The 13,634-nt window shown below is 56.7% G+C and carries 15 protein-coding genes and 1 pseudogene; 6 read left to right on the forward strand and 10 right to left on the reverse strand.

Annotated elements, in window-relative coordinates; genetic code table 11:
• Positions 1-4: 4 nt before the first annotated feature.
• Together FHS21_RS15635 and FHS21_RS15640 are read right to left on the reverse strand one after the other, a co-directional pair.
• Positions 5-190, reverse strand: coding sequence for a hypothetical protein (locus tag FHS21_RS15635; RefSeq protein ID WP_106717882.1), 186 nt, complete (start codon positions 188-190; stop codon positions 5-7).
• A gap of 5 nt (positions 191-195) precedes the next feature.
• The gene (locus FHS21_RS15640) at positions 196-777 is read right to left on the reverse strand and encodes a flavodoxin domain-containing protein (protein WP_183662673.1); all 582 of its coding nucleotides are present in this window, start codon (positions 775-777) and stop codon (positions 196-198) included.
• A gap of 178 nt (positions 778-955) precedes the next feature.
• On the opposite strand from FHS21_RS15640, the pseudogene FHS21_RS30715 reads away from it, so the two are divergent.
• Positions 956-1,841, forward strand: a pseudogene (locus tag FHS21_RS30715) (HlyD family secretion protein); the annotation flags it as partial.
• On the opposite strand, the gene FHS21_RS15650 reads toward FHS21_RS30715, so the two are convergent.
• On the reverse strand, positions 1,732-2,019 hold the full coding sequence (locus tag FHS21_RS15650) for a hypothetical protein (protein WP_112531990.1): 288 nt from the start codon (positions 2,017-2,019) through the stop codon (positions 1,732-1,734). The pseudogene FHS21_RS30715 and the gene FHS21_RS15650 overlap by 110 nt on opposite strands.
• A gap of 169 nt (positions 2,020-2,188) precedes the next feature.
• On the opposite strand from FHS21_RS15650, the gene FHS21_RS15655 reads away from it, so the two are divergent.
• Together FHS21_RS15655 and FHS21_RS15660 are read left to right on the forward strand one after the other, a co-directional pair.
• Entirely contained in the window at positions 2,189-3,025 is an 837-nt protein-coding gene (locus FHS21_RS15655) for a universal stress protein (RefSeq protein WP_183662677.1), read from the forward strand.
• A 40-nt stretch (positions 3,026-3,065) separates the two neighbouring features.
• Positions 3,066-3,512, forward strand: coding sequence for a pyridoxamine 5'-phosphate oxidase family protein (locus FHS21_RS15660; protein ID WP_183662678.1), 447 nt, complete (start codon positions 3,066-3,068; stop codon positions 3,510-3,512).
• Between the two features lie 41 nt (positions 3,513-3,553).
• Here FHS21_RS15660 and FHS21_RS15665 read toward each other — a convergent pair whose 3' ends face one another.
• Genes FHS21_RS15665 through FHS21_RS15675 form a run of 3 tightly spaced genes read right to left on the reverse strand, consistent with a single transcriptional unit; the run spans position 3,554 to position 4,738 of the window.
• Complete coding sequence (locus tag FHS21_RS15665; RefSeq protein WP_183662680.1) at positions 3,554-4,003, reverse strand: YeeE/YedE family protein; 450 nt, start codon at positions 4,001-4,003, stop codon at positions 3,554-3,556.
• Complete coding sequence (locus tag FHS21_RS15670; RefSeq protein WP_376772123.1) at positions 4,000-4,464, reverse strand: YeeE/YedE family protein; 465 nt, start codon at positions 4,462-4,464, stop codon at positions 4,000-4,002. The genes FHS21_RS15665 and FHS21_RS15670 overlap by 4 nt, the downstream gene beginning before the upstream one ends.
• Positions 4,465-4,504: 40 nt before the next feature.
• Positions 4,505-4,738 (reverse strand): hypothetical protein, encoded by a 234-nt coding sequence (locus FHS21_RS15675; RefSeq protein WP_112531994.1) that lies wholly within the window; start codon positions 4,736-4,738, stop codon positions 4,505-4,507.
• 369 nt (positions 4,739-5,107) lie between these two features.
• Between FHS21_RS15675 and FHS21_RS15680 the strand changes: the two genes are divergently transcribed.
• The 3 genes from FHS21_RS15680 to FHS21_RS15690 all read left to right on the forward strand — a co-directional run bounded on the left by FHS21_RS15680 (position 5,108) and on the right by FHS21_RS15690 (position 9,180).
• Positions 5,108-5,419, forward strand: a complete 312-nt coding sequence (locus FHS21_RS15680) for a phasin family protein (protein ID WP_112531995.1) — start codon at positions 5,108-5,110, stop codon at positions 5,417-5,419.
• A gap of 68 nt (positions 5,420-5,487) precedes the next feature.
• Positions 5,488-7,920, forward strand: a complete 2,433-nt coding sequence (locus FHS21_RS15685) for a phosphoketolase family protein (protein WP_183662682.1) — start codon at positions 5,488-5,490, stop codon at positions 7,918-7,920.
• Between the two features lie 18 nt (positions 7,921-7,938).
• Positions 7,939-9,180, forward strand: coding sequence for an acetate/propionate family kinase (locus FHS21_RS15690; RefSeq protein ID WP_312879886.1), 1,242 nt, complete (start codon positions 7,939-7,941; stop codon positions 9,178-9,180).
• 150 nt (positions 9,181-9,330) lie between these two features.
• On the opposite strand, the gene FHS21_RS15695 is transcribed toward FHS21_RS15690, so the two are convergent.
• The 4 genes from FHS21_RS15695 to FHS21_RS15710 all read right to left on the reverse strand — a co-directional run bounded on the left by FHS21_RS15695 (position 9,331) and on the right by FHS21_RS15710 (position 13,629).
• Complete coding sequence (locus tag FHS21_RS15695) at positions 9,331-10,167, reverse strand: universal stress protein (protein ID WP_246411055.1); 837 nt, start codon at positions 10,165-10,167, stop codon at positions 9,331-9,333.
• A 303-nt stretch (positions 10,168-10,470) separates the two neighbouring features.
• Positions 10,471-11,394 (reverse strand): carbamate kinase, encoded by a 924-nt coding sequence (gene arcC, locus FHS21_RS15700; RefSeq protein ID WP_183662684.1) that lies wholly within the window; start codon positions 11,392-11,394, stop codon positions 10,471-10,473.
• A gap of 2 nt (positions 11,395-11,396) precedes the next feature.
• Complete coding sequence (gene argF, locus FHS21_RS15705) at positions 11,397-12,398, reverse strand: ornithine carbamoyltransferase (RefSeq protein WP_183662686.1); 1,002 nt, start codon at positions 12,396-12,398, stop codon at positions 11,397-11,399.
• 13 nt (positions 12,399-12,411) lie between these two features.
• On the reverse strand, positions 12,412-13,629 hold the full coding sequence (locus FHS21_RS15710) for an arginine deiminase (RefSeq protein WP_183662687.1): 1,218 nt from the start codon (positions 13,627-13,629) through the stop codon (positions 12,412-12,414).
• Positions 13,630-13,634 lie beyond the last annotated feature (5 nt).

A 13,634-nucleotide genomic window follows, 5' to 3' on the forward strand; every position in this document is an offset into this window, starting at 1 on the left:
AACTTTACCGTTGGCCTCTGAACCACGACAAGAGCGTGGGCCAGAAGGCCAATGCTGCGACGCAGATCGTGATCAGGGCCAGCATCACAAACATCTGCAGGACCCCAAAGTTTGTAGCATCGCGCGCCACGAACCATCCGGTGATCACCCCGGCGACAATCAACAGCACGCGAACGAACCAGCCAAACATCTGTGTTACTCGCCCGCCAAATTGCGTTCTTTGACGAGAGCTCGCAAGATGTCATCGACAAAGCGCTTGATCTCGGTCCAATTGGTCAGCTCGTGATCGTGTTTTGTGTCAATCGGTCCGCCCTCGGCCGATGCGATGCGCTTGAGCATCCAGCGCTTGAAAAAGTCGTACTCCGTATACTTAAGCGCGCCGGCACAGTGCAGGACAAATCGAGGTTTCCATCCCGTCTCATCCGCAAGCCTGACCGGGTAATCTCTCGCCTCAGTCTTTTCCTCCTCATCAGCACTTGCAATAGAGAGCGACACGGAAATGAAGGCTGACGGCATGTCGTTGAGAACCGTACCCCAATCATGGACATAGTGGACAAATGGAGACGGATAGCGACCAATATGAACAGGCGCGCACAGGATCGCGCCATCGCTTGTGCCCGGGTCCGCAAATCCGACCTGGTTTGCATCGGTCAGCATGACCATGTGGCCTTGCGTCTCCAGGTGGCTGGCAACCGCTTCGGCGATCTTGCGGGTCTGCCCCTCAATCGTGGAATAAAGCACCAGGAAATTCATGCCGAGTCCTCCGACGTTGATCATCCGGATTTGTTTTCCGGGTATTGCAAGCCTCGGTGATATACGAGCCGCCCGCATTGATACGCATCAAACTCGAGTGAAACGTGGTCGGAACATAGCGCTGTCGTTGCGCGGCGTGAAAGAGGTTTGTCGCAATGCCCAGTCGACCGTCTCGCCCGGTTCCTTGAATGTTTCAGGCTCGGAGCCAACAAAACGCTGGAGTGAACGTTCCACCGCGAAGGACTGTGCTGCTACCGCCGCCATGGCCCCACTGGACGGGCCCAATCAGCAGGCACAAGGCGCGTACCAACAGGCTCTCGACGAACTTGCAACCAGACCAGAGGTCTTGCGGCGCAAAGCAGACGTCTCGATTCAAGCGGTGGAGCGATTGCAAATCACCGCCGACGCCGGAAGGGCACGCTCAATGCCGCTGTCGCCAACAAGCAGACCATCGAGACAAAGCTTTCCTCCCTTCTGCCCGCCCAGAAAACCAGTGCGGAAGCCGCGCTTGCGCAAGCAAAGGTCGAGCTCGACAAGACACTGGTTCGCGCCGGAGTCGCGGGAAAGGTCCAATAGCCCACGCTTCGGCGCGGCGACGTGGTCAACACGATGGTACGACCGGCGGCAATCCTTGTCCCCGAAGGAGCCGGACGGGCAAGGCTGGTTGCAGGCTTCGGTCAGATCGAGGCGCAGGTGATGAAAGCAGGCATGATTGCCGAGGCCACGTGTGTCGGAAAGCCTTTTACGCATTGCGGTCGGGCAACTGCGAGCATCGGACCAGCTTCTCGATGTGGGACAGATCGCGCAAGGAGGCTCGCTTACGATCTTCCTCGAACCGCTTTCCCGGGCCAGCTGAAAGGACTTCCGCCAGGCAGCAGCTGCATCGCCGCCACCTATACCACAACCACGATGCGCTTGCAGCGAAGGATATCGGCACGGGGAGATGGGTGTTCCTGCACGTCGTGGACACGATCGCGATCATCCACGCGATGGTCCTTCGGATGCAGGCGATAATGCTGCCTGTCCAGACCCTCGTACTGGGCGGCAGTCTCCGGCCGATATCAAATGTTTATCGATCTTGGACATGACTTCTTCGTTGGCTTCGATGGTATCCTGATAGCGCATCATCATCCCGTTGCACATCGCCGTCCATGCTCGACTATCCGGCATTTTACGCAAAGCAAGCATTTCTTGAATATCTTTAACAAGCGCTTCGGCGTCTTCATTTACCTTGGCGAGTCGACCTCTCAAATCGTGCAAATCCATTTTCTCCTCCATATCATAGTGCGTTGAATTCCCGGATAATGTTTCGGTCAATCCCAGCCCAGAATATAGCGCCAAACCTGTCTCACACATTGATCTAGCGCAATGCAGACTTGCGGGTTTGCCTCTATTGCTTGGTCACGAAATCGCTGTTTCATTCGGAGGGTTTAAAATGCGCTTCAAGAGCCTGCTGAGCATCGTTGAGGTCAATCAAACCGACAACGACTTAAAGATTGCAATTGATCTCTGTTCGGAAACTAACGCCCAACTATCGGTGATGGTTTTCGCTGTCGCGTCTTTGCCGCCAATTGGTGACTACCCCATTGGGACCGCCGATTTATGGGTGAAGGAACGTCATCGTGATCTCGCGGCTCTGAAAGGCAGGGTCGAGGACATGGAAATGCTTGTCAGGGATGCCGGCATTTCCGCTACCATAACAGACGAATATCCCGAACCCGCACGACTTGGGCACATCGCTGGTAGACACGCTCGCTATGCAGATGCGACGGTTCTTGGTCCCGATCTATTAGCCCATGAAACATTGAAAGGTAAAGTTGTCGACGGAGCCTTGTTTGAGTCCGGTCGACCGATCTTTCTAGTTCCGCATGACACCAAGCCGACGCTGCGTCCGAAACGTGTCTTACTTGCCTGGGATTCTGGCATAGAATGCGCAAGGGCAGCTCGCGAAGCCCTTGACATCATGGCATCTGCTGAAGCGGTGCACGTGACCATAGTTGATCCCGACACCAGTTCGATCGCCAATGGTCCAGAACCGGGTGCTGACATCGCCGCCTATCTCGCCCATCACGGAATCAAGGTTGACGTGGACCGTCTTCCGAGCGGAGGCGAACCGATCGCCGATGTTCTCAAACAACATGCAACGGATATCTCTGCAGATCTCATCGTCATGGGCGGATACGGACATTCGCGCACGCGGGAGTGGATCTTTGGTGGTGTGACCAGATCCATGATCGAGGATCCCGGCCTGCCCATCCTCATGGCACGTTGAAGAAGGAAATCGTGACAGCGCGAACAGGGAGTAGTTCACCATGCAAATTACCGAGATGAACCAATTCGAAATCATGCAAGTAATCGAGAACGCGACCGTGGGACGGCTGGGCTGTGCACGTGACGGCCAGCCCTACATTGTCCCGCTGAATTTTGCCCATCATTTTGGCGCGCTCTACGCATTCACAACATTCGGGCGCAAGGTCGAATGGATGCGGAGCAATCCGAATGTTTGCGTGGAATTCGACAACGTCTCTGCAACCAACGATTGGCAGAGCGTCATCGTCATGGGGCAATATGAAGAACTGACGCATGGTCAGGACACCAACGAAGCACGCAGCGAAGCCTATGGACTTCTGAGCAAACGAGCTGAATGGTGGGAACCAGCCTATGTGAAAACAGTGATCCGCGATCATGTGCGCCCGCTGCAGCCCGTCTATTTCCGCATCCTGATCACCGAAAAGACAGGGCATAAGGCGATGATGTGACAGCTTCATCGTAACATCACTTCCTAGCGGCGCAGTCGAAGTCAATTGGCCGTTGCCGTGCCTCGCCGCGTCCTAAGCAAACGGTCGTGTACCTGCATACCGACAACCATGCAGACGACGAAAACCGTCGGCTTAACCAACCCCATGGACAACAATGCCACTGCTGGGCCTGGGCACAATCCTCCAAGGCCCCACCCGATCCCAAAGATAGCTGACCCAAGGATGAGCGTCGAGTCGACCTTCTTGTTCGTCGGAACGTGATATACCGGTTCCAGGATCGGGTGACTGGATATCCGCATGATCTGGATTCCGAGCATCGCCACGGCGACCGCTCCGCCGAGAACGAAAACGAGGCTGGGGTCCCATGCGCCAAAGATATCCAAGAAACCTTGCACACGTTGCGGATTCAGCATTCCGGAAAGGGATAGTCCAAAGCCGAACACCGATCCCGAAACCAGGGCTACGGCTAGTTGTGCGTATGGATGTTTCATAGCCCGGCAATCCTCAGGATCGTCACAGCGGCGACGCCTGTGGACAGGAAAGTGACGACTGCTGCCATGGAGCGGCGCGAAAATCGGGCGAGGCCGAGCACACCATGGCCGCTGGTGCAGCCGGATCCCATCCGTGTCCCGAATCCAACCAGAAATCCCGCGCAAATCATCAGCGGCCAAGATGAAGTGACCGCAACGACCGGCCAACGACCGGCCAAACCATGGAACAGGATAGGGCCCAACATCAGTCCCGCGACAAACGCAGCGTTGAGACCTGTGTTCACGCCCTGCGCCAACCGCCCGACAATTCCGCTGATGCCGGCAACACGGCCGTTGAACAGGAGGAACATCGTTGCGGACAATCCAATCAGCATACCGCCGATCAGGGCCGGCAAATAACGGTACATTTCCATTCTCGATCCTTGGCCGAGGCCCGTATTCTGGCGTGTGTCACGCTGCAATGCGCGGCGGCGGTTTGGCAGCACTCCTGCGAAAACGGTATCAACTCTTCCTGCTGAATTTTCCCAAGTAACTCGCGACGTCGACCTGAACTTTGGCGTCTAGTTTGAGAGCTGCCTGGTCAGCAATTCTGTTCATGGCGGCTAGCACCTCCAGCTTTCCCCATCCCGCCGCGAAAGCGTCACTGAGCAGTTCCATCAACCGCAATTGGATGGCCAGTTCGCACTCCTCCGCGCGCTTGGGATCGTTCAGGCAGCGTTGCGGTCTCGCGATCATCAGATATCCTTTCACGCCGTACAGTCCTTGCGGCTTCTCATGTTGCCGGATCAAGGAGAAGGTGATGGTCTATGTTAGCCTGGTCGAAAAGTTGCACTTTGATCTCGGTCAAAGAAGCCGGAGTCCGCGCTTTGAACCAAATCCAGCCTAGCCCGATACAGGCTCTGGCAAGTCCATCTGTTTGTGGGTGTTGAGTTTGACCTATGTCAATGAAGTGCCGCGATCTGCGTGCGACGGTCAGTAATCTGATTGCATTTCGTTTTCAGGCTTCGATTCGAAGGATCCCAAATGTCGTACACGTTTGCATCTCAGCCATCCGCATCCCTGTTTAACTCGGTTCCCTTTGCCCAGACCAGCCGGACACTGGCTATGGCAGCTGTGCATATACAGGCTCACGCGTTAAAAGCCTTGATCCGTCTACAAATCGAGTCGCTGGCGTTCGTGCAAAGCCGTTGCCAGCAGGACGTGAAGCTAATCGACGATCTGATCACGTCCGAGAAGTATCACAACACGTTTGGAGTCTACGGAGAATTTTGCCGCGACGCGGCTTCGGCTTACGCCAACGAAACCCGCAAGCTGATGTCCGTCGGCTCCCGGATCGTCGCCGATTCGGCCAAATTTGCGAATGGCGAAGTCGACAGCGTTTTCGAAGACGTGACCGCGCGAACCATCGTACCTTGAGCTAATTCGGCGTCTGACTGAACCCTTTCTTCGCACTGGCATTATTATAGCACCCACAGGAGACCGATATGTCCGACGATGCAGCAGGTACCGCAAAGCGTCTCTCCGGCCAGGAGGTGGAACAGATCGATCTGTATTGGCGGGCCGCCAACTATCTGACGGTGGGGCAAATCTACCTTCTCGACAACCCTTTGCTCCGGAAGCCGCTGAAACTTGAGCATGTAAGGCCGCGGCTGCTCGGTCATTGGGGAACGTCCCCGGGATTGAGTTTCATATACGCTCACCTGAACCGGATCATCCGAGAACAGGACGCGAACATAATTTACATATGCGGGCCGGGGCACGGCGGCCCCGCAATGGTTGCGAACACCTATCTGGAAGGAAGCTACACCGCCCGTTATCCGGACGTCACCCGCAATGAAAAAGGCATGGGCAAGCTCTTCCGGCAGTTTTCATTTCCGGGGGGCATTCCAAGCCACGCTGCACCGGACGTTCCGGGATCCATTAATGAAGGCGGCGAGCTGGGATATTCACTGTCTCACGCCTTCGGCGCAGCTTTCGACAATCCGGACCTTGTTGTCGCGTGCGTCGTCGGGGACGGCGAAGCTGAAACCGGGGCGCTCGCCGCAGCGTGGCACTCCAACAAATTTCTCAATCCGCAGCGGGACGGTGCCGTTCTGCCTATTTTGCATCTCAATGGCTACAAAATCGCAAACCCGACGGTACTGGCCAGAATTCCGCACGAAGAACTACGCTCGCTTTTTGTCGGATATGGCTATGATCCGATTTTCGTCGAGGGAGACGATCCCGCGTCGATGCATCAAATGATGGCGGCGGCATTAGACGAGGCCATGACGAGAATTCAGTCCATCCAGACGGCTTCCAGGCAGGACTACGATGCGCATGCGAACCGTCCGCGTTGGCCGATGATCGTCCTGCGCAGCCCGAAGGGGTGGACGGGACCAAAGGAGGTCGACGGCTTGAAAACCGAAGGATTCTGGCGTTCCCACCAGGTCCCGCTTTCCGGTCTCGCCGACAACCCCGAACACCTCAAACTTCTCGAGGAATGGCTCCTTAGCTATCGGCCGGAAGAACTCTTTGATGCCAGGGGAGCGCCAATTGCCGAGATTATTGAAACGACCCCTAGCGGTAGCCGCAGGATGGGCTGCAACGCACATGCCAACGGCGGAATGTTGCGCAAGTCGCTTGAAATGCCCGACCTCGAAATCCATGCGGTGTCCTTATCGGAGCCAGGCGCTGTGAAGGCGGAAGGCACCAAAGTGATGGGCGCGTTTTTGCGCGACGTGATGCAGGCGAACGTCACATCAAGAAACTTTCGGATTGTGGGGCCCGACGAAACTGCGTCGAACCGCCTTCAGAACGTCTTCGAAGTCACAGACCGCACCTGGATGGCTAGCGTATTGCCGGAGGACACCAACCTTGGTCCCAATGGGAGGGTGATGGAAATCCTGTCTGAGCACACCTGCCAGGGATGGCTTGAGGGTTATCTTCTCACGGGCAGGCACGGTTTCTTCTCGTGTTACGAAGCCTTCATCCACATCGTCGACTCAATGTTCAACCAGCACGCCAAATGGTTGGACGCGGCCCGGGACATTCCCTGGCGTCAACCGATCTCCTCCCTCAACTATCTCCTCACAAGCCATGTCTGGCACCAGGAGCATAATGGCTTCAGTCACCAGGACCCGGGTTTCATCGACGTCGCGCTCAACAAGAAGGCCGATGTTGTGCGCGTCTATCTTCCCCCGGATGCCAACACGTTGCTGTGCATGACTGATCACGTCTTACGCACGTGGGACAGGATTAACATCATCGTCGCCGGAAAACCGCCTCTGTGGCAGTGGCTGTCGCTGGAGGAGGCGCGGGTCCACTGCACGGCAGGCCTGGGGATCTGGCATTGGGCGTCGACCGAGGGTGGCCTTGAGCCGGACGTTGTCTTGGCATGCGCTGGCGATGTGCCGACGCTTGAAACGCTTGCGGCCGTCAGCATCTTGCGGGAGTTCATGCCCGAGCTTCGTATTCGGGTGGTCAATGTGGTTGACCTGATGGCGCTGCAACCAAAGGAACGCCATCCGCATGGGCTCGCCGATGCAGAGTTCGATGCGATGTTCACAAAGGACAGGCCCGTCATTTTCTCCTATCACGGCTATCCATGGACGATCCATCGTCTGACCTACCGCAGGACCAACCACGACAACTTTCATGTGCGCGGTTACAACGAAGAGGGCACGACGACGACGCCGTTCGACATGACGGTATTGAACGGCCTCGACAGGTTCAGCCTTGTTCTGAGCGTTATCGAACAGGTTGCTTCATTGGACCCTCAAGCGGCGGAACTGAAACAGCTCATGCAAGCAAAATTGTTGGCCCATCATGACTATATCCGCGAGCACGGTCAGGACATGCCGGAAATCCTGAACTGGAAATGGAACACACAAGTCGACCAAGCGGTGCCTGGACCACCGTCCTCCAATGCGCATTGAAAGCGTCGGGCTGGTGCTTTGAGGACAAACCGCAATATTTCCGATACTGCTGAGATCATGGCCAATGCGATCCTCGTTCTCAATGCCGGGTCCTCAAGTCTGAAATTCGCGGTGTTCCAACACAAGAATGGGTTGCCGCCGCTTCTGCGCGGCAACATTTCGTCCTTGGACAAGAACCCGCAGATGAAAATCATGGTCGGTGACAGCACGCAAGCGAAGCACGTTCCCCTGGATATGGAATCGAGCGACATCAAGGGTGCGATGGAGCTTGCCGTTGACGAAATTTCCAACCGCAGCCTCGCTCCCGCCATCAAGGCGGTCGGACATCGGATCGTCCACGGAGGTTCGGAATTTACCCGGCCCACGGTGCTGGATGCTTCGGTAATCGATAGATTGCTTGGCCTTGTGCCGCTGGCACCTATGCACCAGCCGCGAAACCTCGAGATTATCGATGGCGCAGCAAGAGCTTTCCCGAAAGCCATCCAATTCGGATGCTTTGATACGTCGTTTCACTTCGGCCGTCCAAGGTTGGCCACACTCTACGGGCTTCCACGCGCATTGGAACAGGAGGGCTTGAAGTCCTACGGGTTCCACGGGATTTCCTATGCCTATATCGCATCGCAGCTGAAATCGAGACACGGCGCGAAGGCGGGAGGAAGGCTCATTGTTGCCCATCTCGGCAGTGGTTCGAGCTTGTGCGCCATGAAAGGCGGCAAGAGTGTTGCAACGACGATGGGTTTTTCGACCTTGGATGGTCTTATAATGAGTACGCGTTGCGGATCTATTGATCCTGGGGTTGTCTTGCATTTGTTGCAGCAGCGCGGCATGTCGGTCGAAGAGGTCGTTCAGATGCTTTACAATGAGGCCGGCATGCTTGGCGTGTCCGGTGTCTCGGGAGACATGCAGGCGCTGATTGATTCCGATGAACCATCTGCCAAAGAAGCAGTCGATCTTTTTGTCTATCGAGCAGGCAGGGAGATCGGATCCATGGCCGCCGCTTTGTCCGGATTAGACACATTGGTTTTCTGCGCGGGCATAGGCGAGAACTCACCGCTTATCCGCCAAAGGATCGGCGAGGCTGCTCGATGGCTTGGCGTGGAGATCGATGCGCAGCGCAACTGGCGCGGCGATGAACGGATCAGCGCCGCACGCTCCGCCGTCGAGGTGCTCGTCATCCCAACCGATGAAGAAAAGGCCGTGGCCGTTGAACTGACGAAATTGCCGTCTGACACACTCAGCGCCTCCCGCGCGAATGTGTGACCAAGGTCTGTACGGCGGGCCACCATCCGCATCGGTCACTCTGGGCGACGCGCGAGCTCGGCGTTGATCACTGACGCGGATTGCGGATCCGCCTTCGGCGCGGTTAAGCTGGCTATCAGGCGCAGTGTGCCTGATTTCGCCCGCCGCCATTCAGTGCGAAAGCAGGATTGGCAGGCGAACATCATTCAAAACGTCCGCTGTCGCGCCACCCAGGACGAAATCTCTGATACGCGAATGACCAAACCCGCCCATGACTAAAAGTTGCGCTCCAAATTCCAGTGCATGAGCTTGAAGGGCTTCTCCAATCGCGCGGCCCTCGACGCGGAGAGCGAGAACCTCAGCAGTAAGACCGCGCCGCTGCAATGCAAGCTCTAGTCGTTGGCCGACCTTCTTGTCGACGGGCTTTTCATCCAGCACCGTCGCGATCGAGATTCGCTTCGCGCGCATCAAGAATGGCGCTGCGTCGGCGAGCGCCCGCGCGGCGACCCGGCTCCCGTCCCAAGCGATCATTACATGGTCGATAACACCAACAGTCATGGAAGAAGGAAGGAGGACGACAGGACGGCCGGAGCCGAAGAGGACTTCCTCAGCTACTAACCTTGTTGAGGAGTCAGCGGCATCCCATTCCATCAGCGAAAGATCACCGTATCTTGCCTGTGAGGCAGCAATTTCGCCGATGCCAGAAGGAGGCGCATTTGTTTCATCTGTCGTTACCGACACACCTGCTTCGACAGCCGCGATCCTCAACGCGTCCAACAATTTTTTCCCCGCAGCCCGGCTCTTGTATTCGGCTTCCCGGATCATCTGCGGAACGTTCAATAAAATTCCGGAGAGCGCAGTGGAGACGTCAGGGATGTCCACGTAAATACATTCAGCGCGTATGTCCAGATCGAGGTGTTTCGCGACTGCGATGGCGTTGATGACGAGTTTCTCTGAACTCGCGTCGGGGTAAGTCAATAACGGCAAGAATCCCAAAGTACGCATCATCTTTCTCCGATTCGTTTGGACGACTGAATGCCGCAATGCTCCTGCACAGTATCAGTCGTTTACTTATGGGTGTGAGCTTATGACATGCCGTTGGCCTGTGCTTTGATCCATCGCAAGCCGAGAGCTAACAAGCTCATTTGTGGATGTGCGAAGAGAGATCTCTTTAGCCCACGCTCATGGCCAAATAGCAAAACAGAATCTCAGGCAAATCAGTTGCAGGGGAAAGCGTCCAGTTGGTCATTGCACCGCCCTTGAACGTTTACCTATTTCCAATACGCATTCTGTTGAGGCCGGCCGCTTATCTCAAGGTTTGCTGTTTGCTCCCACGCCGATGCGCGTGCCTTCCACACCTTGCAGGATGGCGACGGCGTCTTCAAGAGAACCAATGTATGCGGATTTTCCGGTGGTATGGGCGAATTCGGCGGCGGCGGCGATTTTGGGACCCATTGATCCGGACGCGAAATCTGCGGCTCTCACTGACATGGGATGAATGGTTTCAAGCTTGCGAGCATGGGCTGTTCCATAGTCGGCGTAAACCGCATCGACATCCGTCAACATCAGCAAAGCGTCTGCGTGAAGTTGCCGGGCCAACAAAGCACTGGCCAGGTCCTTATCAATTACCGCGTCCACGCCCACCAGACTGCCATCGGGCTTTTTAACCACAGGAATACCGCCTCCACCTGTGCAGATGACAATGACGTTATGTTCGACGAGGATCCTGATCACGTCGGTTCCCAGGATGATCAGAGGTTTTGGGGACGGAACCACGCGCCGCCAGCCTGAACCGTCCGCCGCGATCCTCCAATGGCGGGTTGCAACCAGCGCCCTCGCAGCCGCTTCATCGTACATTGGTCCGATGGGTTTGGTCGGCGTAAAGAACGCCGGATCGTTGCAATCGACCGTCACCTGGGTAAGCAGGGTAGCAAACTGTCTGTCTTTCAGAATATTGCCGAGTTCCTGCTCAATTACATAGCCGATCATCCCTGCACTCTCGGCGTCCAGCACGTCGAGGGGAAATTGACCTTCCTCCGGCGCAGCGGCTGCCTGCAGGGCGAGCAGTCCGACTTGCGGACCATTACCATGCGTGATCACAAGCATATGTCCTTCGGCAATGATGTCTGCCAAGGCAAGCGCGGCACCCCGAATGTTGGCACGCTGGTTTGCGGCCGTCATCGGTTCTCCACGTTTCATCAGCGCGTTCCCGCCGAGCGCAACCACGATCAACATAGTCAGGTACCAATTGTGGCGACGAGAATCGCCTTGATCGAGTGCATGCGGTTCTCGGCTTGATCGAAGACGATTGAAGCCTTCGACTCAAAAACCTCATCAGTGACTTCCATGCAGTCGATTCCGTATTCCTTCGAAATGCGCGCACCGACCTCCGTGTTGGTGTCGTGGAACGCGGGAAGGCAGTGCATGAATTTTGCGTAGGGGTTGTTGGTCGCCTCCATTACTGCTGTTGTTACGCGATAAGCTTCAAGAAGCGTTATGCGCTCTGCCCAAGCCATTTCGTCCTCTCCCATGGAAAGCCAGACGTCGGTATAGATGAAATCAGCCGCTGACACGCCGGAACTTACGTCTTCGTGCAGCGTCAACTGACCTCCGTTGGATATGGCAAGGGACTTCACGTGCTCGACGAACGACGAGTCCGGCCAGAGTTCCCTCGGCGAGACGATACGGAAATCCATTCCGACCTTGGCCGCTCCGATCGCGAGCGACAGGGCGACGTTGTCGCGTCCGTCACCGACAAACGCCACTGACATGTCCGAGAGATGCTTGTGGGTGAACTCCCGCATCGTCATGAAATCTGCCAGAATTTGCGTTGGGTGCGCTTCGTCGGTGAGGCCGTTGTAGACCGGGACCCCGGCGTACCTGGCCAGTTCCTCCGCAGATTTCTGGGAAAAACCACGGTACTCAATGGCGTCGTACATCCGTCCGAGCACCCGCGCCGTGTCTTTCATCGACTCCTTGTGTCCTATGTGGCTTCCCGAGGGGCCGAGATAGGTGACATGGGCACCCTGATCGTAGGCCGCCACCTCGAAACCGGACCGGGTGCGCGTCGAATCCTTCTCGAAGATCAAAGCGATGTTCTTGCGCGCAAGCCGCTGTACTTCCGTTCCGGCCAGCTTGGCCGATTTAAGATCCGCAGCGAACTTCAGCAGAAAGCGGATTTCATCCGGCGTGAAGTCGTCGAGTGTCAGTACGCTACGGCGATGAAGATTGTTTGGCATGGTGATTTCCTTTTCAACCTGCATCACGGACGAGGGGGCAGGTCATGCAATGACCACCACCGCGGCCGCGGCTGAGTTCAGCCCCGTCGATCGTGATGACTTCCACACCGGCGCGCCGCAGCAGCGTGTTGGTGTAGACGTTGCGGTCATAACCGATGACAACGCCGGGCTCGACGGCGATGACGTTGTTGCCATCGTCCCACTGTTCGCGTTCGGCTTCATATCGGTCTCCTCCCGTGGCCACGACGCGCAGGGACTTTAGCCCCATGGCTTCAGCAACCACATCAACGAACGGGTTGGCCTCTTCTGCGACGAGAATATCGTCGCCTGTACCGCCGGGGCGTAGCGAAAACGTCCGCAGACGGTCGACCACCGGCGGATAGAGCGTCACGAGATCTCGATCGCAAAACGTGAAAACGGTGTCGAGATGCATGAAGCTGCGGTCGCGCGGCATTAGTGCGGCGATCACAAGCGTCGCGATCCCGTTGGCAAATAGGCGGCGGGCAAGGGCACCAACCGCTTGCGGTGTTGAGCGTTCCCCCATGCCGATCAGGACCACGCCGTCACCGATCGGCATGACATCTCCCCCCTCCAGGCTGGTTCCTGAATTTGGTTCTTCTGGCGAAACAAATGTGAAATCGGCGTCCCGGAAACGGGGATGAAAACGATACACCGATTCAACATTTGCCGCCTCGGGCCGCCGGGCCGGCCAGTACATCGAGTTGACGGAGACGGCCCCGTAGATCCAGCATGAACTGTCCCGTGTGAAAAGCTGGTTGGGGAGCGGAGGAAGAACGAAGTCCTCGGGAAGAAGGGTTCGCCCAGTCAGCCCCAATGGTTGAAACGGCAGTTCGGCACGGGCTATGCCTCCTACCAGAAGCGATGACAATTGTTCGGATGGCATTTCATCGAGCCATCCACGCAGTTCGCCGACCATGTCGAGGCCGACCGTGGAGGGAACCACGCGGCGATCGAGAAGCCAGCGCCGGGCTTCCGGCAATTCCATCGTCTCGGCGAGGAGTTCGCCGAACGAGCGGACGATGACGTTGCGTTCGCGCAGGGCATCGACAAAAACGTCGTGTTCCTGGCGGGCACGCTTGACCCATAGAACGTCGTCGAAAAGCAGGCCTCTACAATTTTCCGGTGTCAGCCGGCGCAGGCTGAGATCGGGACGATGCACCATCACTTCGCGCAGGCGGCCGGTTTCGGAATGGACTCCGAGAACATTCATGATTG

This window comes from Phyllobacterium trifolii, from assembly GCF_014192095.1.
Lineage (GTDB): Bacteria > Pseudomonadota > Alphaproteobacteria > Rhizobiales > Rhizobiaceae > Phyllobacterium > Phyllobacterium trifolii.

Coding starts and splice junctions, on each gene's coding strand:
- FHS21_RS15635 (WP_106717882.1), bottom strand. CDS start 190: ATGTTTGGCTGGTTCGTTCGCGTGCTGTTGATTGTCGCCGGGGTGATC.
- FHS21_RS15640 (WP_183662673.1), bottom strand. CDS start 777: ATGATCAACGTCGGAGGACTCGGCATGAATTTCCTGGTGCTTTATTCC.
- FHS21_RS15650 (WP_112531990.1), bottom strand. CDS start 2,019: ATGGATTTGCACGATTTGAGAGGTCGACTCGCCAAGGTAAATGAAGAC.
- FHS21_RS15655 (WP_183662677.1), top strand. CDS start 2,189: ATGCGCTTCAAGAGCCTGCTGAGCATCGTTGAGGTCAATCAAACCGAC.
- FHS21_RS15660 (WP_183662678.1), top strand. CDS start 3,066: ATGCAAATTACCGAGATGAACCAATTCGAAATCATGCAAGTAATCGAG.
- FHS21_RS15665 (WP_183662680.1), bottom strand. CDS start 4,003: ATGAAACATCCATACGCACAACTAGCCGTAGCCCTGGTTTCGGGATCG.
- FHS21_RS15675 (WP_112531994.1), bottom strand. CDS start 4,738: ATGATCGCGAGACCGCAACGCTGCCTGAACGATCCCAAGCGCGCGGAG.
- FHS21_RS15680 (WP_112531995.1), top strand. CDS start 5,108: ATGGCAGCTGTGCATATACAGGCTCACGCGTTAAAAGCCTTGATCCGT.
- FHS21_RS15685 (WP_183662682.1), top strand. CDS start 5,488: ATGTCCGACGATGCAGCAGGTACCGCAAAGCGTCTCTCCGGCCAGGAG.
- FHS21_RS15695 (WP_246411055.1), bottom strand. CDS start 10,167: ATGATGCGTACTTTGGGATTCTTGCCGTTATTGACTTACCCCGACGCG.
- arcC (WP_183662684.1), bottom strand. CDS start 11,394: ATGTTGATCGTGGTTGCGCTCGGCGGGAACGCGCTGATGAAACGTGGA.
- argF (WP_183662686.1), bottom strand. CDS start 12,398: ATGCCAAACAATCTTCATCGCCGTAGCGTACTGACACTCGACGACTTC.
- FHS21_RS15710 (WP_183662687.1), bottom strand. CDS start 13,629: ATGAATGTTCTCGGAGTCCATTCCGAAACCGGCCGCCTGCGCGAAGTG.